Consider the following 20647-nt stretch of genomic DNA (forward strand, 5'->3'; position numbering starts at 1 on the left):
TGCCTCATTGGTTTGCTGTGGTGGTTGTGGCCGGGGTGGTGCCCGGGCCGGTGCTCCCCGCCGCCTGGGCGGCCGGGGTGTGCTCGGTGGTCGGCACGGCGCGGCGGAACTCGCTCCAATGCCGGGGTGGTAGCTGGCGCACGCTGTCGTGGGCCTGGCGCTCGATCAGCACCGCCAGGTGATAGATAGAGACGAACGGCTGTGCCTTCTGGCTGGCATCCAGCGTGATGATCGGGAGATCGATGCGGCCATCGCGGATTGCTGCGCGCAGCACGCGCTCGGAGAGGTTGCGGAAGTAGCGCTCGCGCACGGTCTCGAGCGGGATCAACACGTCGCCGAACTGCTCGAACAGCAGCGCGACCGTGCTGGTGCCGTGCTCGCCATCGGTCCAGGCGGGTTGCTCAAGCATCGTTGGCGGCCTCGCGGGTGACGGTGACGCCGAGCTGATCCGCGAGCCAGGTCAGGCCGCGCTCAGTCACCAGCGTCTTGCCGTAGGCGCGCTCGCGGCCCAGCCCCGGCACCGCGACCGCCTTGGCTTCGACGACGAAGCGGCCGGCGCGCACGTGTTCGCGGGCAGGCAGGTTGTGGGCGTCGAGGATGTGCCGCTCGCGCAGCTGCTGGCACAGCGTGGTGCGTCCGGTGCCGAGCAGGGTGGCGGTGGTTCGCAGATCGAATCGCATGGCAGCCTCCGTCAGTCGGTGTAGCGCTGGACCAGCTTGCCCAGCGCCCAGGTGGCGTCCGCCGGCAGGGCGTTGTGCAGCGTGAGCACCGCCGCGCCTTCGCGGTTGCTCAGTTGCACCGAGAGGCCCGCGCCGGTGTCTTCGATGGTGCCTCGCGCCAGCACCTCGCTGTCGCGCTCGACGGTCAGTGGGTACTGGGTGCGCGACAGCAGGTTGCCGGTGAGGCTCGCGGCGAGAAGTTGCGGCGGCATCAGGCCGACGATCAGGCAGCGGGGCGGCGCCTCCCGCGGCGGTAGTACGTGGGCTAGCTGGTTCATGCGGCATCTCCCGGCTGCGTCAGCAGCGCTTCCAGGGTCTGGATTGCCTGCGCCAGCTCGCTGCGCACGGTCTCGGGCTCGGCGCTCAGCGCGATCTCGATCTGCTGCATCTCGCCGCCGGTGGCGGGCTGCCACCAGACATGCACGCGGCGGGCAAAACCCATGTAGGCGGCGTTACAGACCAGCTTGCCCTGATTGGTGATATCGACTGCCAGGTCGGTCAGGCGCGCGAGCAGAATGCGGTCGGCGCTGGTCAGCGTGACCGGTGCCGGTGGGGTGAGGTCGGTCAGGCTCATGACTGGACCTCCGGCGCATCGTCGGCCTCGGACAGCACTTGGTACTGGTCCTCGATGCGCTCTGCCAGGTCGGCATATAGCTCACGGGGCGACCAGTCATTGAGCTTCAGGAAGCTCGTCGGGCTCTCCGAGATCTTGGCATCGGCGCGGTCGGGATGGTTGGTGCGTTGCCTGAGCGTGACCTCAATGGTCAGAGGGCCATCGGTCGTCGGCAGCGTAAGCTTGCCGCCTTGGCGGCAGATCTTACGCAGCGCGCGATCCTGGTTGCGGTTCATCATGCCATCACCGCCCGGCTGCCGGCGGCAGCGATGGGGATCAGGCGGGCGGCGTGGGTGCCGATGACGACGAGCATGCCGGTTTCGCGTTGGACGCGCTGGATGCTCTCGGGGGTGGAGCCCGCGGCCGGGTGCAGATACACCCGGCCCGGGGTCTTGCGGCCATTGGTTTGCATGGTGCTGTCCTGTGGTGGAGGAACGGCTGGCGTTTGCAGACGCCTTAGCGTCAAACGTAAACACATTTACCTTTAGCGTCAACACCGGTAAGCAGATTTACTATGAAGGGCATGAAAAAGCCGGCGCGCGCCGGCTCATTGGGGTATCAGAGGTACTTTTGGACTGTCGAGAGAATGGCTTCCCGATGAGAAAATATGTCCGTGATCGCTGCGATATCGTGCTTCACTGGGGCCTCACCGTCCCACAGCTCGATGCGCTTTTTGGTCTTGGCATTGAAGTGCAGGCGGCAGATCGGCTTCCGGTTGTTGTCATCCAGCAAGATAGCGCAGTAGCTCTTCGCGTCGCGCATGTGAACGCGATCGAGATCGACCTCAGCGGCGACGATGGCTCGGATGATGTTGTAGCCATCGATTTCTTCTTGGGTGGTCTCAATATCGGAATCTGTGGAATCAGCAGCAGGGGCTGAGGTGGTGGAGAGTTCCGGCGTCTCTATTTGAGGTTCATCCCCTGTCGTGGTGGCTAGTGCAGTCTTAAGCCTTTGAGATACCAGTTCCTTGATGTGTTGAGACATGGCATCGCGCACGATGGGCGTAAACTCATCGAGAACCTGTTGCGTCATTCGACCTTCGTAGAACTCCTGAGCCAATGACTTCACGAACTCCCTAGGAGGTTCGCGGAGTAGTTGACTGAAGGCCGCCTTGGCCAAGTTGGTGTACTTCAGCCGGTTGGCAGTGCTCAGGATCGCGTCAACGTCGAACACCGGTTTGGCGAACTTCTTGAGTTCTTCGATATCTCGTTCGTTGTAATCGGTCAGGCGGAAGGTGAAGAACGGGCGGTTGTCCAGCCTGTTGGTGTCGTCCAGGTCAGAGTAGAAGCGGTACTCTATCCCATTGGTCAATATGGCGAATTTGGCTTCTGTACAGTTGAAGTAGCGGTATAGCTGGCTGAACTGGGCATTGGCCAGGTCTGTGGTCCGCGGCTTGCATTCGATCAGTATGGAAAGGGCGCCATCGTTCTTGATGGCATAGTCGACTTTCTCGCCCTTCTTCAGTCCGACATCTGCTGTGAACTCAGGCAAGACTTCGGTGGGGTTGAATACGTCGTAACCGAGCCCCTGAATAAACGGCATCACCAGGGCGTTTTTGGTCGCTTCTTCGTTGGTGATGTGGTCGAGCTGATCCCGTGCGCGGCCTGCGAGTGCCGCGATCTTTTGTACAATTTCCATGTTCCCTGCCTTTTAGTTCTGCTGCGTATAGTCGTTACATCCTGCCAAATGCCCAGCGCCCGAGAAACCGGGCGCAGATACGAAAGTTATGTGTGCGGTTGAGCGTGTAGCTGTCGTAGGCCGGGTTGTCCGAGATTACGCGGATTTGCTCATCAGGCAGACGCTGCAGGCGCTTGATGTGCACGTGACCATCGAGCTCGAAGATGTAGACGCCGTCGTCGCCCATCTCGTTATAAGAGACATCGATAATGGCAAAGTCGCCATGGTCCAGGGTGCCGCGCATGCTGTCGCCACGGGTGCTGATCATGCGCAGGTGGGGCGATGGCTCGATACCGATCGCGCGGAGGACGTCGCGCGGGATCTCGATAAAGGCCGTGGTCTCTTCGGAGAGCACCACTGCACCATGCCCGGCGCTGGCTGAAACAGCCAGGATCGGGATGCGATAGTCGCTGGCGTGATAGGCGTCACGGGCTGGGTAGTTGAGCAACGGTTCCATGATGCTGAGTCCCCCGGCGTTGTTATGGATAGGCACTACATTAGCGCTATCTTTAACTTTTTCACGCTTCCCGGTGAGAATCCATGTCGTCGTTGTCTGTAGCGCCTTCGCCAGGCGCTCAAGGTTGTGCGAGCCCAGTTGCTGGTTCGCGTTCTTCTCCCACTGGGAAATCGATTCCCGGGTGACGCCCACGCGTTCGGCCACCTCGCGCTGTGTCAGCTTCAGGTCGGTGCGGCGGTTTCTGATTCGGGTCGCTTGATCGCTCATGTAAATGATCTTACGCCTTGTGTGGTAAATCGGTTTCCGCTACAGTGGGTAAACCAATTTACCTACCGGTGAGCATCATGCGTAAATCCCAGGTGATTGCCTACTTCGGTGGTGTCACCGCAACGGCCGAGGCGCTAGAGCTGACCACGCAGGCCGTCAGTATGTGGCCTGAGGTCGTGCCGCGTGTTCGCCAGTGGCAGATCGAGGTTTTGACGGGTGGGGAGCTAAGAGCGCAGCGAAAGCTCGCGCCGAAGGCTTCAGCCTAAGTTGCCGGGAGAGGCTGCAACCTCTCCCGGCGGGGTGCCAGCGCCGGAGTCTCCACCACAGATCGGCCGGGCTGGGCTTTCTCGCAACGCAGACGGGCAAACCAATGCAAATCCGCCTGCGCCACGGTCTCGATGATACACCACCTCGAGCCCGCGGCGCATGGCACAGTGACAGGAGTAATGCCATGGGCAAGCAATGGCCGACGTCGCGCGACCGCGCGGCGACCGAGGTGCTGCCTCTCTCGCTCTCTCTCTACCATGCCGCGCGCGACTACCCGGGCGGCATCAAGGCTGTCGCGGCTGTGCACGGCCTCAACCCGACCACGCTGCAGCACAAGCTGAGCCCCACCCACGAGCCGCACCGGCCCAATATCGACGACTTGGAGGCGGTGCTCTCGGTGACGCTGGATGATCGCATTCTGGATAGCCTGGGAGAGATCGCGGGCGGTGCGATCTGGGTTCGCCCGCAGGAAGCCACTCAGCAGGTGCCCGAGCTGGGCATGCTGGGGGCGCTCAAGCAACTGCACCGTGAGGTCGCCGAGACTGTCGAGACGCTGAGTGACAGCCTGGACGATCAGGTGATCGATATCGTCGAGGCCAAAAAGCTCGATCTGCGTATTCGTCGGTTGCTAGGTGCGGTGCTCGCGGTCGAGAAGGCGGCGGAGCAGTACGAGGGGGACGAGTGATGGCTGACCGTGCAGATATCGCCAACGACCTGATCGACGAGCGCATGGCGCAGGCCCTGGCCGCCCGGCAAGGTCCACGCCGGCATACGGTGCCGGTGAGCGACGAGTGCGCCGACTGCGGCGAGACGATACCGGCGGCCCGCCGTGAGCGGATGCCGTACGCGACCCGCTGCGTGGCGTGCCAGACGCGCCGGGAGGGGCGGCGGTGATGTTAGCTCAGGAAATTGGTGAGTGCTTGCCAGACTCCTGGTCCCTTCGAGAGGCCATAGTCGATGATGCGCGTTGCAAGGTGCTTAAGCCCTTCCTCCGGCATCTCTTTGACCTTATCGATCATCCGTTTCTTTTCTGCCGGAGCGGCATCGCTCTCGGCTATTCGCGTCTCGATCAGGTCGCGGATCGTGTCTGCGTGAAGGCGGACAGTGACTGTGCCGAGGATGGCGGTCAAACCTCCATCCGCTTCGATAAAGTCAATACCACTTTTCGTAGCTTTGACGTTCAGAATCTTGGGAACGCCTACCGTGATTTCTGGCGAGAGCGTCAGATCAATCAACCCATGTTCGTACAGATACCAAAGCTGCGCGTCTCGATGCTCGCGCGCTCCGGAGTCTCGAGGGTAAAGCTCGTCAAGGAGTTCTGGGTCCACTCTTTCTGGGTAGAGGTCCTTGAGTTCAGTAAGCCAGCGATTTTGCAGAGCACGATCGATTATCAAATCTCTACCTCCAAAAGCATGGGGGGTAACAATGGCCGATAGTACACCGTGCGGTAGGGCTGTTTGGGCACGCCGTTATGTCGAGAAGCTGGGGATGTCACTGGTGGCGATTCCGCCGGGGCAGAAGGCGCCGCGGACGCCGGGCTGGCAGCAGCCCGAGAATCAGTTGGCTAAGCCCGATATGGCCCAGGCGTTCTGGGAGCAGTATAGCGACCACAATATCGGCGTGGTGCTGGGTACATCCGGGCTGTGTTCGCTGGATGTCGATGACGTGCCCGCCACGCGCCAGGTGCTGGCCGAGCTGCTGGGGCTGGATCTGGATGAGATGATCGCCGCCTATCCGACGGTGGTGGGTAACCCCGAGCGCTGCCGGCTGTTGTTCCGGGTGCCGCCCGGCGTCGAGCTTTCCCGGCACGCGCTGTCATGGCCCAACCGGGAGGAGGCTGGGAGCTTCACGGTGGTCGAGTTTCGTGCGGGGGCGGTGCAGGATGTGTTGCCGCCTTCGATCCATCCGGGGACCGGCAATCCCTATGTCTGGCGCACGCCGCCGCAGGAGGGGTGGGTACCGCTGCTGCCGGATGAGATCCTGGCGGCGTGGGTCAACTGGGACGTCTTCAAGCGGGACGCCCTGAGCGTTTGCCCTTGGGCGAAGTCGGAAGCCTCCCCCAGGCCCCACCGTCCTGAGCGCCCGGCGTCCGACGGTGAGTCGGTCATCAATGCGTTCAACCGCACTCACGATATTGAGCAGGTTCTGGCCGCGCATGGGTACGTGAAGCGTGGCCGGCGCTGGATGTATCCCCATAGCAGCACCAAGTTGCCGGGTATCTCGATCATCGACGGCGCGGCGTTCTCGCATCACGCCTCGGACCCGCTGAACAACGGCCATATGGTCGACCCCTTCGACGCGTTCTGCCTGCTGCAGCACGGCGGCGATCAGCGCCAGGCAGTGCGCGATGCCGCGCGGATGCTGGGCATGGAGCATCGCAAGCGTGAGTTGCCGCCGTTGCCTGAAGAAGCGCCACCGCCCGCGGCTCCTGACAATGGGGGCGAAGGGGGCGGCGACCCTGAGTGGTCGGCAGAGATGATCCATCGGCGGTTCGCGCTGCTGGATGGAGAGAAGAAGGTCTTCGATCTGCATCGCCGGCGTATCCTGAAGTGGGCGGCCTTCGAAGCGTTGGTGACCCGCGCGCTGGCCAAGGCATGGCTGGATACCACCGAGAAGAAGGTGATCGACGCAGAGCAGGCCAAGCGCCAGACCGACGATGCCAAGCTCGCCGCCAAGCTGAAGGGTGAGGCGGGCAAGGTCGGTATGGTGCCGATGGAGCGCTACGTGTTTCTCGATGGCACCCAGGATATCTGGGACTGCCAGTTGCGCATGCGCTTGCCCAAGGGCGCGGTGCAGTTGGCGCTGGGCGATGCGTTCTCACTCTGGGTGAACTCGCCGGATCGCAAGCAGATTCCCCACGATAGGCTGGTGTTCGACCCACGGATGACCAAGGACCCGGCCGAGTACATCAACACCTTCGAGGGGCTGCCGCTGACCCCCGTGGACGCCCCGGAAAGCTGCCGCTCGATCGTCTACCTGATCCATTGGCTGTGCAACGGAGACAAGGCCGCGATGCACTGGCTGACCTGCTGGCTGGCGTACCCGCTGCAGAACGTGGGAGCCAAGCTGGATACGGCGGTGCTGGCACACTCGACCATGGAGGGGTCGGGCAAGAGCCTGTTGATGTCCGATATCATGGGCGAGATCTACGGTAAGTACGGGGCCACGGTAGGGCAGGTGCAGCTCGAGTCGAGCTGGAGCCAGTGGCAGGAGAACAAGCTCTATGGCGTGTTCGAGGAGGTGGTAAGCCGCGACCAGCGCTATAACCAGGTCGGCAAGATCAAGCACATGATCACCGGCAAGACGATGCGCATCGAGGCGAAGTTCGTCAGCGGCTGGGAGCAGACCAACTACATGAACGCGGCGTTCCTCTCCAACGAGGTGATGCCGTGGCCGATCAGTGAGAACGACCGCCGCATGCTGGTGATCTGGCCCAACGAGACCCTGCCGAAAGATGCCACCCAGGCGTTGAAGCGGGAGCTCGATGGTGAGGGCGTCTCGGCGTTCTATCACTACCTGCTGAATTACGATGTTGGCGACTTCGATGAGCGCACGCGCCCGCCAATGACGCGGGCAAGGCAAAGACTGGTCGAGATGTCGCGCGCGGCATGGCAGAATTTCCTGGCGGCCTGGCGTAGTGGCTTGCTCGGTGTGCCCTACGGCGTGGCCCGGACGCAGGACGTGCATGATCTATTCCTCGAGTGGTGCAGCAAGAACCGCGAGCACACGATGAGCGAGACCAAGTTCTCGTTGCTGATGAGCAGCGAGATCCCCAAGAGCGATCAGCAGATGGGCTGGTACGACATGGATGAGCGACGTGTCAGGTCAATGTTCTACCTCCCCGACCCTCCGGTGGATGTGGATCTCGGCGATGGGCGCAAGCTGGGGGCGCTGGTGAAGCGCTTCCGCGATGCCGCGCTGGAAGCTGGGTGGAATCCCCTCGGCTGGGACAAATGCCGGGGCTGGGTGAAGCCATACGGCGGTAATGCCGCCAACGACGCCGCGTAGCGCTCAGCCTGTCTAGGGTGTCTAGGCACTGTCTAGGGTCTGTTTCTAGGGTATAGACAATGCAAAACACTGATTCATATGGATTTATGAGCCCCTGTCTAGGGTGTCTAGCGTTTACCCCGCGTGCGCGCACGTGCGCAATGCTATAAGCAGTTATTCACAGGCGGTTATAAATTCCCCTATACGCGCGAGTACCCCTAGACACCCTAGTAACCCTAGACAATTGATAGTAATAATCTGATTTATAAGGTTTTTACTTGTCTAGGGTTCTGTCTAGGGTTGGGTGATTTCTGTCTAGGGTTGGAATTGGAGAGCTGAGATGGCCGATTACGAAGCGGGAACAGTGAATCACTCGGATCTGGTGGCATGTGGCGTTCGCCTATCTAGCCGGCATGGGCTGGCGTGGGAAATGCGTGACTTACTGGCGTTTGCCGTGGCACTGAAGGAGCGAGGCGTCGAGCACCTGGTCGAGTCTGCGTGGTACGACAGTAATTCAAGCTGCTGCTACATCGAGATTGCTGAGCGCTGGACAGACGACGAGGGGGTATGGGCGGTTAAGGAGGCTGCGAAGGTAGGGCTCACGCAGTACGAATGGAATGGCGTCATCCAGCACGGCGCGCAGCTAGGCCGCGACGTCAGCAACGAGATCTAGCAGCGTTGGGCACCTGCCACCACCAGATGCCCGGCGATCACCACAGGAGCAAACCGATGATCTACGAGATGGACCGACTGCTGCAGCACTGGGCCGACGAGTTCGACCGGCCAGCCTATACACGCCAACCAGCGTCGATGCTTGCCCAGGCTATTGAGTTCGGTGGCCTGCCTCCTCGCACTAATGGACCCAAGTTCTCAAGCACACCTTGGAATGACGACCTCTCCGATCTGGCTTGGGACACCGATGTTGCATTAAGTGAGCTGGGCGGCCGGCACCGGCAGATGGCGTTCGAGCACTACCGCGACGGAGGGTATAGCGAAGCCAAGTGCGAGCGCTTGGAGATCGGCAAGCGGGCCTACTACAAGCGCATCGACTCACTCCACGTGGCGCTGCAGCGTCATCTGGCCGAGAAGGCCAAGCGTCGCCGCTCTGCGTGACTTTTACATATTGAGCCGCGACCCTGCAACATTCACTACATATTGCGGCGCTGGCATTACCGAGGCGTTGATGCCAGGGCACTCGGCATATACAAATAGGCCAACGTCAAATTTTACTGCCCGCAGCGTCTTCAGCATTCCACCCGGCCCCGGCCGGGTTTTTTATTGCCCGCTCGGGTCACCAGTTGCTCCTGTCTGTGGTGGACAGCCCCGCCCGGCTCCGGCCGGGCACCCTATCGAGGCCAGATGATGACAACGACGCTCAAGCAACGGCTGATCGCCGAGGTGATCGACCGTGAGGGCGGCTATGTCAATCACCCGGCCGACCGTGGCGGCCCAACCCGCTATGGGATCACCGATGCTGTGGCGCGCGCCGACGGCTACTCCGGCGACATGCGCGACTTCCCGCTGGCCTGGGCGATTCGCATCTACGAGCGGCACTACTGGGATTCCCTGGCGCTCGACAGCATCCAGCCGGTGAGCGAGACCCTGGCCAGCTACCTGTTCGACTACGGCGTGAACAGTGGCCCGGGCCGCTCTGGCCTGGAGCTACAGATGACGCTCAACGCGCTCAACGATCAGCAGCGGCTCTATCCCGATGTCGCCGAGGATGGCGCCGTCGGCAGCCAGACGCTGGCCGCCCTGGAAGGGTACCGGCGCGCACGTGGCGCTGAGGGCGTCACCGTGCTGGCCGCGGCGATCAACGGCTGCCGCATCGCGTTCTGCCGCGAGCTGACACGAAAACGCCCGACACAAGAGGCGTTTGCCTACGGCTGGTTTCGCCGAGTCGTGGGTCTGACAACACAAATCGCAGGGCCGCTATCAACCCAGCGCGCCGTCACTCTCTACACCGAGGCCGCGCAATGAGTGAGGAACAGGACATGCCTGTCCGGTCGCGCCCGATCATCGAACGCCACATCCAGACCGCGCTGCTCGCGGTCATCGTCGCCGCCATCGGTTGGGCGGGTAGCAGCCTGATCGATGTGCGTGAGGGATTCGCGCGTCAGGATGAGCGGCTGACCAATCTGGCTCAGCAGTTCGCTGACGTGCAGTCGAGCCTCAAGGAGCTGAGCACAGCCTACTACCCCAAGTCGGACGCCGAGCGTGAGCTGGGCAATATGCGCACCGACATCCGCAATCTGCGCGAGCGGGTCACGGTGCTGGAGGGCAAGAGCCAATGAGCATCGTCGACAAGGCGATTGGTGCGGTGGTCTCGCCAATCCTGGGCATCGTCGATAAGGCGGTGACCGACAAGGATGAGGCCGCCCGTCTGAAGGCTGACATCACCAAGCTGCTGATCACCGAGCGCTCATCGACGCTCGACGCACGCATGCAGGTGCTGCTGTCCGAGGCCAACGGCGAGAGCTGGCTGCAACGCAACTGGCGCCCGATCCTCATGCTGGTGATCGTGGCCATCGTTGCCAACAATTACCTGGTGGCGCCGTACCTCGGCGCCATGTTCGGCGTCGGCCTGACGCTGCCGCTGCCCCAGTCGCTGTGGGATCTCATGACCCTTGGCGTCGGTGGCTACATCGCCGGCCAGACCGCCGAGCGTGGCATCGCTACCTGGCAGCAGGGGCAGGTGGCAAAGGAGCAGGCGAAGGCCGGGCGGCTGGCAGGTGAGATCGATGCGCGATGAGAGGCGCGGTAACGCCAACGCTCGGGGCTACGGCCACAAGTGGCGCAAGGCGCGCGAGCAGTTCCTGCAGGAGCATCCGCTCTGTGTGTTCTGCCAGCGCCGCGGGCGAGTCACTGCAGCCACGGTCGTCGACCACATCGTGCCGCATCGCGGTGACCTCAAGCTGTTCTGGCGGCGCTCTAACTGGCAGCCGCTGTGCAAGCCGTGCCACGACATCGAGAAGGCGCGGATCGAGAACGGCGGCTCGCTACCGGGCTGCGACACCGATGGCATGCCGGTCGACCCGGGTCACCACTGGGCCTGACCGCGCCTGGGCGGGGGTGGGTCAAAAGTCTACAGCCTGGCCGCCATAGACCGCCCGCCTACCTCTCTTTGTCAGAGCGGGAAAAATGGGAGGGGGGGTATCTAGGCCCCCGGGTATCAACACGAGGATTTCACATGGCTGGCAACCGGAACTCCGGCCGGCGTTCGTTGCCGGCCAACGTCCACGCGCTGCGTGGGAACCCGTCGAAGAAGGCGTCGCACGACCTGCACGACAACGCGGCGCCGAAGCTGAACGCCGAGGCGCCGCCGTGCCCGAGCTTTCTGACCAAGGACGCCAAGGCGGAGTGGAAGCGGATCGTGCAGGACCTGGTCACGCTGGGCCTGATGACCAAGATCGACCGCGGCGAGCTGGCCGTCTACTGCCAGGCCTGGGCCGACTGGAAGCAGGCGCGCGAGAAGATGGCCCAGGCCGAAGGCGAGAGTGGACACCTGATGACCACACCCAGCGGCTACAAGCAGATGTCCGGCTGGATGCAGATCGCCAACCGCGCCGAGGACCGCATGCGGGCGGCGGGGAACTCTTTCGGCTTGAACCCCAGCGCGCGCGCCAAGCTCGGCACCGGCACGGTCAAGCAAGGAGACCTCTTCCCCAATGAGCAAGCGGAGACAGCCGCCAAGTACGGTCTCTGAAGACCGGGCGACCGCCTACGCTCAGGCGGTAGTCGCGGGCGATATCATCGCCGGGCCGCAGGTTCGGCATGCCTGTCAGCGCCATCTCAATGACCTGGAGACCGGCGCCGAGCGCGGCCTGACGTGGAGCCTGGAGCATGCCCAGCATGCCATCGGCTTCTTCGAAGATGTGCTGCGCCTCAACGGTGGCCGGTTCGAGGGCGAGCCCTTCACGGTGCTGCCGTGGCAGGCGTTCATCATCGGGTCGCTGTTCGGGTGGATGGGGCCGGACGGGTGGCGTCGGTTCCGCGTCGCCTACGTCGAGACTGCCAAGGGCTCGGGCAAAAGCCCGCTGGCCGGCGGCATCGGCCTTTATGGACTGGTCGCAGACGGCGAGAACCGCGCCGAGGTCTATGCCGCGGCGACGAAGAAAGACCAGGCGCAGATCCTGTTCCGCGATGCCGTGGCGATGGTCGATCAGTCGCCGCTGCTGGCCGCCCGAGTGGTGAAGTCCGGGGCCGCGGGGAAGGAGTACAACCTCGCCTTCCACCGCACGTCGAGCTTCTTCCGCACGGTGGCGGCGGACGACGGCCAGTCAGGCCCGCGCCCGCACGTTGCGCTGCTGGACGAGATCCACGAGCACAAGACGGCGCTGGTCGTCGAGATGATGCGCGCCGGCACCAAGAGCCGCGACCAGGCGCTGATCTTCATGATCACCAACAGCGGCACGGACAAGCTCACCGTCTGTGGCGACTACCACGAATACGCGAACAAGGTCGCCAGCGGCGCGCTCGAGGACGATGCGTTCTTCGGCTTCGTTTGCGGTCTCGACGAGACCGATGACCCGTTCGACGACGAGCAGTGCTGGTACAAGGCGAACCCCTCGCTGGCCTATGGCATCCCCGGGCTCAAGTACCTGCGGGAGCAGGTGACCCAGGCGCGCGGCATGCCCTCGAAAGAGGCCACCGTGCGGCGCCTCAACTTCTGCCAGTGGGTGCAGGCCGACAACCCGGCGATCAGCCGGGACGCCTGGCTATCGACCCAAGACAAGGACTTCGACGAGACGCTGCTCGAAGGGCGCCGCTGCGTCGCCGGGCTCGACCTGTCGAGCACGCAGGATCTCACGGCCCTGGTGCTGCTGTTCGAGCCGACCGACGCCGACCCGGTGTGGCGCATGAAACCGTGGTTCTGGCTGCCCGACGAAGGGCTGGCCAAGAAGGCCGAGCAGGACCGGGTGCCGTACCTGGTGTGGCGCAAGGATGGTCACCTCGACACGACGCCAGGTCGGGCGATCAACAAGCGCTTCGTGCTGCACCAGCTCTCTGAAGTGGCCGCGCGCTATGACCTGCAGGGCATCGGCTACGACCGCTGGCGCATCGAAGACCTGCAGGCGCTGATCGCCGACGAGGGCGTGACGCTGCCGCCGCTGGTGCCAGTCGGCCAGGGCTTCAAGGATATGTCGCCCGCCGTCGACGAGTTCGAGCGGCGCCTGATCAATGGCGAGCTACGCCACACCGGACACCCGGTGCTGACCTGGTGCGCCGCCAATGCCGTCTATCAGGAAGATCCAGCCGGCAATCGCAAGATCAACAAGGCCAAGTCCACCGGCCGCGTCGACGGGATTGTCGGCGCCGTCATGGCGACCGCGCTGACACTGACCGAGCTCGAGGAGCAAGAAGACCTCGACGACTTCATCAACAACATGGTGATCGCCTGATGGGACTGCTATCCGCGACGCGCAACTGGATCGGAAAGACCATCCGGCTGACCGATGGTGCGTTCTGGGCGTCCTACTACGGTGGCGAGAGCGTGACCGGCAAGAGCGTCACCGCGCAGACCGCGCTGCAGCTCTCGGCGGTGTGGTCGTGCGTTCGGCTGCTTTCCGAGACGGTCGCCACGCTGCCGCTGGGCGTGTATGAGCGCGACAATGCCGGCGGCAAGAAGGCTCGCCGCGACCACCCGCTTTACGCGCTGCTGCATGACCAGCCCCACGCGAACCTGACATCGGTCGAGTGGCTGGAAGTGGTCATTGCGCATATCGCCCTGTGGGGTAACCACTACTCCCGCATCGATCGCAATGGCGCCGGCATCATCGTGGCGCTGGAGCCGCTCAACCCGGAGCACATGAACGACCCGGAGCCGGATGACGAGGGCAACCTGCTCTTCGTCTACAACGGCGAGAACGGCGGCGAGACCTTGACCGAGCGGGACGTCTTCCACGTCAAAGGCTTTGGCGTCAACGGTCGGGTGGGGCTGTCTGTGATCGGCTTTGCGCGTAACTCCATGGGTATCGCCATGGCGACCGACGAGGCCGCCGGCAAGACGTTCGCCAATGGGATGCAGACCGCCGGCTTCGTCCAGGCCGACAAAGTTCTCAACAAGGAGCAGCGCGACAAGTTCAACGCCGCGCTGAACGAGTTCACCGGATCCCAGAACGCCGGCAAGACCATGCTGCTGGAAGGCGGCTTCACCTACCAGCCGCTCTCGCTCAACCCCGAAGACGCGCAGATGCTGCTGTCTCGCGGCTTCAACATCGAAGAGATCTGCCGCTGGTTCCGCGTGCCGCCCTGGATGATCGGCCACACGGAGAAGACGACCAGCTGGGGCACGGGGCTAGAGCAGCAGAACATCGCCTTCCTGACCTATGCGCTACGGCCCTATCTGACACGCATCGAGCAGGCCGTGAAGCGCCAGCTCATGACACGCACGGAGCGTCGCACGCTGTTCGCCGAGTTCAACCTCGAAGGGCTGCTGCGGGCAGATAGCGCCGGCCGTGCTGCGCTCTACGCGAGCTTCGCCCAGAACGGCATCAACACCCGCAACGAGATCCGCGCCCGAGAGAACCTGCCGCCTGTTGAGGGTGGCGATGTGCTCACGGTGCAATCGAACCTGATCAGCTTGGCCATGCTCGGACAGAGCACTGACGACCAGAAGGCCAAACAGGCGCTCAAGGCCTGGCTACTCGACGAGGAGGCGCCCCGTGAAACGTAAGAAGGCAACGCTCAAGATTCGAGACTTCAACCTCTCTATCAAGGCCGTCGACGAAGACGGCCTTTTTCGTGGCTACGGCAGCGTCTTCGGCAATGTCGACAGCTACGGCGAAGTTGTCGAGCGCGGGGCGTTTGGCAAGAGCCTGAGCGCTATCGCTGACACTGGCCGCCGCGTGCCAGTGCTTTGGCAGCACCGCCAGGGCGAACCGATCGGCATCTATACCAAGCTCGAGGAAGACGAGCGCGGGCTGTACGTCGAAGGCCGGCTGTTGAAAGACAGTGTGCGTCAGGCGGCTGAGGCGCACGCGCTGATGGCCGCTGGCGCCGTCTCGGGGCTCTCGATTGGCTACTACGTCATCGACGACAGCTTCGACGAGTCCGAGCGTGTGCGGCGGCTCAAGGAACTCGAGCTTATGGAGATCTCGCTCGTCACCTTCCCGGCCAACGACGAAGCGCGTGTCGAAGCGGTCAAGTTCGCCATCGCCCAAGGCACGCTGCCCAACCTTCCCGACTTCGAGCGGTTCCTGCGCGAGGCAGGCTTCTCGAAGACCCAGTCCGCGGTCATCGCCAACCGTGGACTGTCGCACCTGCTCCGGAGCGAGTCCGGGGACACGGGCAACCCTGACCCGGCGGAAATCAAGGCCCTCAGTGACGCACTGAGCGGCTTCAAACTTCCCACATTCGGAGACTGACCCTATGGGAATGCATCACCCCACCATCCTCGAACTCGGCCGCAAGTCCGGCGGCGATGGCAGCAAGCCCGAAGAGATGAGCATGAAGCAGATCATCCAGGCCCTGAATGACCGCGATGCCGAGATCAAGACCTTCTGCGAGAACGCGCAGAAGGAGATCAAGGAGACCGGCAAGATGGCCGAGGCCACCAAGGCCTCGCTGGAGCTGCTGGCCAAGACCGGGAGTGAGCTGCAGGACCGGCTGACCGAGCTGGAACAGAAAGGCTCTCGCCGTGGCAAGCAGGAGTCCAAAGCCAAGAGCTGGGGCGAATCTGTCGCCGAGGCTGAAGGTACCAAGTCGCTGATCAAGGATCGCCGCGGCAGCTCTGGCCGTATCGACGTCAAGGCGATCACCAGTGTCGGCGATGGTGGTTCCGCTGGTGACCTGGTTCGCCCGCAGCGCCTGCCGGGCATCATCTCCTCGCCGGATGAGATTCTCACGGTCCGCAGTCTGATCATGCCGGGCCGCACGAACTCCAGCTCGATCGAGTACGTGCAGGAAACCGGCTTCACCAACAACGCCGCACCGGCAGCGGAAACCACGCTCAAGGCGGAATCCGATATCAAGTTTGGTCTGGCGAACGCCAATGTTCGCACCATCGCCCACTGGGTGCAGGCCACCAAGCAGATCCTCGACGATGCGCCGCAGCTCGCCAGCTATATCGATGGGCGCCTGCGCTATGGCCTGGCCTACGTCGAAGACCAGCAGCTGCTGCTGGGTGACGGTACTGGCGAGAACCTGTTCGGCATCCTGCCGCAGGCGTCGGACTACAACACCTCTCGCACCAAGGCCGGTGACACCCGCCTGGATGTGCTGCGTCACGCCATCCTGCAGGTGCGCCTGGCGCAGTACCGCGCCAGCGGCATCGTGCTGCACCCGGCGGACTGGGAAGAGATCGAGCTGACCAAGACCGACGACAACGCCTACCTGTTCGCCAATCCGGTTAACTCCACGCAGCCGCGGCTGTGGGGTCTGCCGGTGGTGGAGAGCGATGCGATCCCCGAGGGCACGTTCCTCACCGGCGCCTGGAACATGGGCGCGCAGATCTTCGACCGCGAGACGACCACCGTCGAAGTCTCCACCGAAGACCGCGACAACTTCGTCAAGAACATGGTCACCGTCCGCGCGGAGGAGCGCCTGGCGCTGGCCGTGTATCGGCCGGAGTCGTTCGTGAGCGGCGCCTTCCCCGACACCGTCTCAGGCTGATCGGCGCGAGCCACAACCCATCGTTTCAGGGAGCAGGGCGGGGACAACCCGCCCTGACGCATTGCCATGGAAGTGACAGCACTCAAGACATTCGTCGGGAAAGCGGGCCTGATCAAGGCCGGCACGCGCTTCGAGACCGACGATCTCCACGTCAAGCAGCTAGAGCGCAACGGCCTGGTCTCGCGTCATGAGGTCAAGCCGATGGAACCGGAGACCAAGGGCCTCGGCGAAGACGAAGCGTTGCTCGCCGAGTTGCGCGCCCGTGCCGCTGAACTCGAGATCCCCAACGCCAACCGCATGAAGGAAGCGACCCTGCGTGAACGCATCGCCGAAGCCGAGAAACCGGCCGGCGATGACGGTGGTGCCGGGGAAGGCGAAGGTGGTGACCCCGATCCCGACGCCGGCGATGACGATGACGGGGGCAACACGTCAGGTGCAGGCGGCGAGCCAGACCAGCCCGAGCTGGGCGAAGGCGAGCAGGGTGAAGAGGGCGAGGCTAGTAAGTCATGAACCTGATCGATCTCGCCCTGGCCAAGCAGCACCTGCGGGCAGATGGCAGTGACGCCGAGGACGAGATCATCGGTGTCTATCTGGCCGCCGCCCAGGATGCGGCCGAGCAGTTTCTCGGCCGTAAGCTCTACCCCGAGGGCACAACACTGCCCGCGGAAGACCCCAATGGTCTGGTCATGCCGGCGTCAGTCAAAGCCGCGATCTTGCTGACGCTTGGGCATCTCTACGAGAACCGTGAAGCGGTCAGCGTCGGCAACATCGTGACTGAAATGCCCATGGGTGCGGAGCGCCTGCTCTGGCCCTACCGAACGGACATTGGCCTATGAGAGCCGGACGACTACGCCACCGCGTCACCCTGGAGTGGTACCAGGAAGGCGCTCGGTCCGCCTCCGGCGCCACACCCACCGAGTGGGTGGCCGAGGCCCGGGCGCGCTGGGCCGAGGTGCTGCCGCTCAGCACCCGCATGACGTTCCTCGCCAACGAGGCCAACAGCAGCACCACGCACACCGTGCGCATGCGCTGGCGCGAGGAAATCGCCAACGCCACCGGCGAGACGCTACGCCTGGTGCACGACGGTCGGGTCTACCGCGTCGACGGGCGGCCTATGGATAAGGAAGGGCGCCGCCGGGAACTGGAGATCAGCTGTCATGAGTGGGTTTGAATTCCAGCTCGACGCCGAGCAGATGGCTGAGGTGCACAAGGATCTCGAAGGCCTCGCCGCTGATATGCAAGCCAAGGCCGTTCGCACCGGGCTGGTCTCGGCCGTGTCGCCCGTCAAGCGTGCCGCCAAGCAGAACGTTTCTGTGCTGACTGGCGATCTCCGACAGTCGATCGGCCACCGCCTGCTGAGCAAGTCGGCGCGTGGACGGCTGGGTATCGCCGACGACCGCGTCGCTATCGTTGTCGGCCCGACGCGCAAGGTGAACGGCTATGCCCAGGACTTTATCGCCGGGCTAGTTGAGACCGGCGTCGAGCCCAGCACGCGCACCGTGCGCCGCAATCTGAAAAGCCATCGGGCGCGCAAGCGGGACGGCAAGTGGGTGACCTACAGCTACCGCCACCCCGGTCAGAAAGCAGCCCCATTCCTAGGTCCCGCGCTGAGCCAACACGGCGATGAGATGGACACCCGTTTCTACCAGGGTCTGACCCGCTACCTCGAGAAGCACCGCGCATGATCGACGCCATCATCACCCAACTTCAGGGCGCCGGCTTCACCGCCGCGCGCTCGAGCGACGCCGAGCCGGCGCGCACCGACACCGTGCCGGGGCTGGTCACGCTCGTCGATCCCGTCGTCGACAGCGCGCTGTGGCCGCTCAACCTGCCCGAGCAGGCCCCGGCCACCAACGGCGTGTATCAGCTGGTTGGCTGGAACGAGATCGACGTCGATGGCTACCGCTTGGGGCGCGTCGACACCTACGTCCTGAGTCTGCGCTCGCCGCAGTTCGACCCGCTGCGCACCATGACCGACGACCTGATCGACCGCGTCGCGGCTCACCGCAGCACCGTCAGCTGGTCGATCACCGACGCCGCCACTGACTACGAGCCCGAGCCGCTCCAGTACCGCGCGCACTTCGAGCTGCAGGCCGCGGCGCTGGCCATGACGGCGCCGGCCGTACCCGCAGCATTCGTGCACGTTGTCGGCGCGTCACCCTCGGATAACGACCTCGATGCCTGGGCGGTGCGCCAGACCGTCACTGAACAGATCGCCGTGGTGATCGTCGCCGACCAGGACGACATCGAGGCCCAGCGTCGCGCGGTCGGCGCTGCCTTGCTGGGCATGGACACCGGCGACGACGGTGTGTCGCCGCTGGTGTATCTGGCCGGCCAGCCCGCAGCGATTTCCGGCCGGCACGTCTACTGGCGCGAGCTCTACGGCTACCAGCGCCTGATCCAGTCCACCTGATCCAGTCCATTTAGGAGACACCCATGGCCAACCTCGGCGGCCGTTACGAAATCCGCAACGGCAAGCGCGTGCGCGTGCAGTACACCCAGCCCGCGCCCGATCCCAAGCCCCAGGCCAAGGCGCCCGCCAAGGCCAGCGAGCCCGCCGCCCAGATGGCGCAGGCGAAATCCAGCAACGTGAAGGAGAACGGCGATGCCGATCAAATGGCGTAAGCGCCTTGTCGCGGTGAAGATGGAATCCACCTACGGCCAGGGCAGTGCAGACATGACCGGGGCCACCATCCTTGAGCTGGTGACCATGGAAGGGGGTAACCCCTACGCTGGCAACACCGTCGATCGCGAGCGCATGCGCAACGGCCTCGGCGGATTCGAGCAGGTCAACACCGGGCCTTACGTAGAGCGCACCGTGCGCGCGCCGCTGTCGGGTTCGGGCACCAAGGGCGAACCCCCGGGGTTCGGGCCGCTGCTGCGGGTGTGTGGACTCTCCGAGAATATCGACGCGACCACCGGCAGCGAGAGCGTGATCTACGCCCCGGTCAGCACCGGGTTCGAGTCGCTGGAGATGTGGTGGCTCGAGGATACCCAGCAGCAGCACATGACCGGCGTGCGCGGCACCGTCTCGTTCACCACTGACAGCCAGGGCCTGCCGTATGCGCAGTTCCAGCTACGTGGCCTCTATCAGCGGCCTACGGCTGTCGGCGATGCCAGCGCAGCGACAAAAAGTGCCCAGGCCAAAGAGCTGCCGGTCAACAAGCAGAACAGCCAGTTCACCATCGATGGCAACCCGGCGCGTATGTCCTCCTTCTCGCTGGATCTCGGCATCGAGTACCCGTACCGCAACCTTGTCAGTTACGAGGGGGTCGAGGTCACCAACCGCCAGGTCTCCGGGTCGACCAACATCGAAGCGCCGGACCTGTCCACGGTCGACTACTTCGCCAAGGTCGAGAGCCACTCCGGCCAGACCCTGTTGCCGGTGGTTCTGACCCACGGCACGGCCGAGGGCAACATCATCGAGATCAGCGGTCAGCAGGTGCAGCTCAGCAGCATCTCGCCCAGCGAGAACCAGGGCATCATGCACTACGACCTCGGCCTGCGCTTCCTGCCCAGCGACGCCGAAGACGACGACGTTTCCATCGTGTTCACCTGATCCGGCTCTGCCGGCAACCCTTCACCGCGCCGCCTCCGGGCGGCGTTGTTCGTTCCGTCTATCGTGAGAGCCCGACATGGCATTCCTGCTCAAAGAAGTCACCGACATCACCGTCCCCGTCACAATCCAGATCCCGGGCGAAGAAAGCACCGTCAAGGTCTCGGCACGCTGGCGCCTGCATGATGTGCCCGACGCCCAGAAACGTCAGGAGCAGATGCAGAAGGGCGAGCTGCCCGAAGACCAGCTCGTCGAGGAAGACCTGCTCGACATCGAGGGCATGAGCGACGAGAAGGGCAAACCGCTGAAGCTGACCAATGACCTCCGCGATCAGCTGATGCGCAAGGCCTACATCCGCCGGCCGCTGGTGCTGTCCTGGTTCGCCGCCCAGCAGGGCCGAGGCGAGGCCGCCGCAAAAAACTGAGGGAGGCCGGCCGGTACTGGGCGGGCGGCAGCATCCAGGATACCCGCGCCAATGACGCCGCCGCCTG

The 20647-nt window shown here is 63.7% G+C and carries 32 protein-coding genes; 23 read left to right on the forward strand and 9 right to left on the reverse strand.

Annotated elements, in window-relative coordinates; translation table 11 throughout:
* Positions 1 to 4: 4 nt before the first annotated feature.
* The 8 genes from QO259_RS05505 to QO259_RS05540 form a co-directional block, all read right to left on the reverse strand.
* Positions 5 to 409, reverse strand: a complete 405-nt coding sequence (locus tag QO259_RS05505; protein ID WP_285952102.1) for a pyocin activator PrtN family protein — start codon at positions 407 to 409, stop codon at positions 5 to 7.
* Entirely contained in the window at positions 402 to 680 is a 279-nt protein-coding gene (locus QO259_RS05510) for a phage antirepressor KilAC domain-containing protein (RefSeq protein WP_035470038.1), read from the reverse strand. The genes QO259_RS05505 and QO259_RS05510 overlap by 8 nt, the downstream gene beginning before the upstream one ends.
* Before the next feature lie 11 nt (positions 681 to 691).
* Complete coding sequence (locus QO259_RS05515; RefSeq protein WP_285952103.1) at positions 692 to 997, reverse strand: hypothetical protein; 306 nt, start codon at positions 995 to 997, stop codon at positions 692 to 694.
* Entirely contained in the window at positions 994 to 1293 is a 300-nt protein-coding gene (locus tag QO259_RS05520) for a hypothetical protein (protein ID WP_285952104.1), read from the reverse strand. Before QO259_RS05520 ends, QO259_RS05515 begins: the two co-directional genes overlap by 4 nt.
* Positions 1290 to 1571: a hypothetical protein gene (locus QO259_RS05525; protein ID WP_285952105.1), complete on the reverse strand. Its 282-nt coding sequence runs from the start codon at positions 1569 to 1571 to the stop codon at positions 1290 to 1292. Before QO259_RS05525 ends, QO259_RS05520 begins: the two co-directional genes overlap by 4 nt.
* Positions 1568 to 1744 (reverse strand): hypothetical protein, encoded by a 177-nt coding sequence (locus QO259_RS05530; RefSeq protein ID WP_285952106.1) that lies wholly within the window; start codon positions 1742 to 1744, stop codon positions 1568 to 1570. Before QO259_RS05530 ends, QO259_RS05525 begins: the two co-directional genes overlap by 4 nt.
* A 146-nt stretch (positions 1745 to 1890) precedes the next feature.
* Positions 1891 to 2970: a type I restriction endonuclease gene (locus QO259_RS05535; RefSeq protein WP_285952107.1), complete on the reverse strand. Its 1080-nt coding sequence runs from the start codon at positions 2968 to 2970 to the stop codon at positions 1891 to 1893.
* Between the two features lie 34 nt (positions 2971 to 3004).
* The gene (locus tag QO259_RS05540) at positions 3005 to 3733 is read right to left on the reverse strand and encodes a S24 family peptidase (RefSeq protein ID WP_285952108.1); all 729 of its coding nucleotides are present in this window, start codon (positions 3731 to 3733) and stop codon (positions 3005 to 3007) included.
* 77 nt (positions 3734 to 3810) lie between these two features.
* Between QO259_RS05540 and QO259_RS05545 the strand changes: the two genes are divergently transcribed.
* The 3 genes from QO259_RS05545 to QO259_RS05555 all read left to right on the forward strand — a co-directional run bounded on the left by QO259_RS05545 (position 3811) and on the right by QO259_RS05555 (position 4894).
* A complete protein-coding gene (locus QO259_RS05545; RefSeq protein ID WP_285952109.1) occupies positions 3811 to 3999 on the forward strand; it encodes a Cro/CI family transcriptional regulator in 189 nt (62 codons plus the stop codon).
* A 185-nt stretch (positions 4000 to 4184) separates the two neighbouring features.
* Positions 4185 to 4685 (forward strand): phage regulatory CII family protein, encoded by a 501-nt coding sequence (locus QO259_RS05550; protein WP_285952110.1) that lies wholly within the window; start codon positions 4185 to 4187, stop codon positions 4683 to 4685.
* A complete protein-coding gene (locus QO259_RS05555) occupies positions 4685 to 4894 on the forward strand; it encodes a TraR/DksA C4-type zinc finger protein (protein ID WP_035470032.1) in 210 nt (69 codons plus the stop codon). The genes QO259_RS05550 and QO259_RS05555 overlap by 1 nt, the downstream gene beginning before the upstream one ends.
* A gap of 2 nt (positions 4895 to 4896) precedes the next feature.
* On the opposite strand, the gene QO259_RS05560 is transcribed toward QO259_RS05555, so the two are convergent.
* On the reverse strand, positions 4897 to 5394 hold the full coding sequence (locus QO259_RS05560; RefSeq protein WP_285952111.1) for a hypothetical protein: 498 nt from the start codon (positions 5392 to 5394) through the stop codon (positions 4897 to 4899).
* 31 nt (positions 5395 to 5425) lie between these two features.
* On the opposite strand from QO259_RS05560, the gene QO259_RS05565 reads away from it, so the two are divergent.
* The 20 genes from QO259_RS05565 (at position 5426) to QO259_RS05660 (ending at position 20580) form a co-directional block, all read left to right on the forward strand.
* Positions 5426 to 8008 (forward strand): bifunctional DNA primase/polymerase, encoded by a 2583-nt coding sequence (locus QO259_RS05565; protein WP_285952112.1) that lies wholly within the window; start codon positions 5426 to 5428, stop codon positions 8006 to 8008.
* A 319-nt stretch (positions 8009 to 8327) separates the two neighbouring features.
* Complete coding sequence (locus QO259_RS05570) at positions 8328 to 8660, forward strand: hypothetical protein (protein ID WP_285952113.1); 333 nt, start codon at positions 8328 to 8330, stop codon at positions 8658 to 8660.
* Positions 8661 to 8716: 56 nt separating this feature from the next.
* Positions 8717 to 9100 (forward strand): hypothetical protein, encoded by a 384-nt coding sequence (locus tag QO259_RS05575; RefSeq protein ID WP_035470030.1) that lies wholly within the window; start codon positions 8717 to 8719, stop codon positions 9098 to 9100.
* A gap of 246 nt (positions 9101 to 9346) precedes the next feature.
* On the forward strand, positions 9347 to 9967 hold the full coding sequence (locus QO259_RS05580; protein ID WP_285952114.1) for a glycoside hydrolase family 108 protein: 621 nt from the start codon (positions 9347 to 9349) through the stop codon (positions 9965 to 9967).
* 14 nt (positions 9968 to 9981) lie between these two features.
* Positions 9982 to 10281: a hypothetical protein gene (locus QO259_RS05585; protein WP_282235650.1), complete on the forward strand. Its 300-nt coding sequence runs from the start codon at positions 9982 to 9984 to the stop codon at positions 10279 to 10281.
* Positions 10278 to 10739 (forward strand): 3TM-type holin, encoded by a 462-nt coding sequence (locus QO259_RS05590; protein WP_285952115.1) that lies wholly within the window; start codon positions 10278 to 10280, stop codon positions 10737 to 10739. The genes QO259_RS05585 and QO259_RS05590 overlap by 4 nt, the downstream gene beginning before the upstream one ends.
* Positions 10729 to 11043 carry an HNH endonuclease gene (locus QO259_RS05595; protein WP_285952116.1) on the forward strand — a complete coding sequence of 105 codons (315 nt, stop codon included), beginning with the start codon at positions 10729 to 10731 and terminating at the stop codon, positions 11041 to 11043. The genes QO259_RS05590 and QO259_RS05595 overlap by 11 nt, the downstream gene beginning before the upstream one ends.
* A 134-nt stretch (positions 11044 to 11177) precedes the next feature.
* Positions 11178 to 11693 carry a phage terminase small subunit P27 family gene (locus QO259_RS05600; RefSeq protein ID WP_285952117.1) on the forward strand — a complete coding sequence of 172 codons (516 nt, stop codon included), beginning with the start codon at positions 11178 to 11180 and terminating at the stop codon, positions 11691 to 11693.
* Positions 11656 to 13389, forward strand: a complete 1734-nt coding sequence (locus QO259_RS05605; RefSeq protein WP_285952118.1) for a terminase large subunit — start codon at positions 11656 to 11658, stop codon at positions 13387 to 13389. The genes QO259_RS05600 and QO259_RS05605 overlap by 38 nt, the downstream gene beginning before the upstream one ends.
* Positions 13389 to 14663 carry a phage portal protein gene (locus tag QO259_RS05610; protein WP_285952119.1) on the forward strand — a complete coding sequence of 425 codons (1275 nt, stop codon included), beginning with the start codon at positions 13389 to 13391 and terminating at the stop codon, positions 14661 to 14663. The genes QO259_RS05605 and QO259_RS05610 overlap by 1 nt, the downstream gene beginning before the upstream one ends.
* Positions 14653 to 15354: an HK97 family phage prohead protease gene (locus QO259_RS05615; RefSeq protein ID WP_285952120.1), complete on the forward strand. Its 702-nt coding sequence runs from the start codon at positions 14653 to 14655 to the stop codon at positions 15352 to 15354. Before QO259_RS05610 ends, QO259_RS05615 begins: the two co-directional genes overlap by 11 nt.
* A gap of 4 nt (positions 15355 to 15358) precedes the next feature.
* On the forward strand, positions 15359 to 16600 hold the full coding sequence (locus QO259_RS05620) for a phage major capsid protein (protein WP_285952121.1): 1242 nt from the start codon (positions 15359 to 15361) through the stop codon (positions 16598 to 16600).
* A gap of 66 nt (positions 16601 to 16666) precedes the next feature.
* Positions 16667 to 17110 (forward strand): hypothetical protein, encoded by a 444-nt coding sequence (locus tag QO259_RS05625; RefSeq protein WP_285952122.1) that lies wholly within the window; start codon positions 16667 to 16669, stop codon positions 17108 to 17110.
* Positions 17107 to 17436, forward strand: a complete 330-nt coding sequence (locus QO259_RS05630; RefSeq protein WP_285952123.1) for a head-tail connector protein — start codon at positions 17107 to 17109, stop codon at positions 17434 to 17436. The genes QO259_RS05625 and QO259_RS05630 overlap by 4 nt, the downstream gene beginning before the upstream one ends.
* Positions 17433 to 17771 (forward strand): phage head closure protein, encoded by a 339-nt coding sequence (locus QO259_RS05635; RefSeq protein WP_285952124.1) that lies wholly within the window; start codon positions 17433 to 17435, stop codon positions 17769 to 17771. The genes QO259_RS05630 and QO259_RS05635 overlap by 4 nt, the downstream gene beginning before the upstream one ends.
* Positions 17758 to 18285, forward strand: a complete 528-nt coding sequence (locus QO259_RS05640; RefSeq protein WP_285952125.1) for an HK97 gp10 family phage protein — start codon at positions 17758 to 17760, stop codon at positions 18283 to 18285. The genes QO259_RS05635 and QO259_RS05640 overlap by 14 nt, the downstream gene beginning before the upstream one ends.
* Positions 18282 to 19013, forward strand: a complete 732-nt coding sequence (locus QO259_RS05645) for a hypothetical protein (protein WP_285952126.1) — start codon at positions 18282 to 18284, stop codon at positions 19011 to 19013. The genes QO259_RS05640 and QO259_RS05645 overlap by 4 nt, the downstream gene beginning before the upstream one ends.
* A gap of 23 nt (positions 19014 to 19036) precedes the next feature.
* Positions 19037 to 19225 carry a hypothetical protein gene (locus QO259_RS05650; RefSeq protein ID WP_285952127.1) on the forward strand — a complete coding sequence of 63 codons (189 nt, stop codon included), beginning with the start codon at positions 19037 to 19039 and terminating at the stop codon, positions 19223 to 19225.
* A complete protein-coding gene (locus QO259_RS05655; RefSeq protein ID WP_285952128.1) occupies positions 19206 to 20159 on the forward strand; it encodes a phage tail tube protein in 954 nt (317 codons plus the stop codon). Before QO259_RS05650 ends, QO259_RS05655 begins: the two co-directional genes overlap by 20 nt.
* A gap of 76 nt (positions 20160 to 20235) precedes the next feature.
* Positions 20236 to 20580, forward strand: coding sequence for a hypothetical protein (locus QO259_RS05660; RefSeq protein WP_285952129.1), 345 nt, complete (start codon positions 20236 to 20238; stop codon positions 20578 to 20580).
* The last annotated feature ends 67 nt before the right edge of the window (positions 20581 to 20647 follow it).

Origin of the sequence: Salinicola sp. JS01 (assembly GCF_030284585.1) — a bacterium.
Lineage (GTDB): Bacteria > Pseudomonadota > Gammaproteobacteria > Pseudomonadales > Halomonadaceae > Salinicola.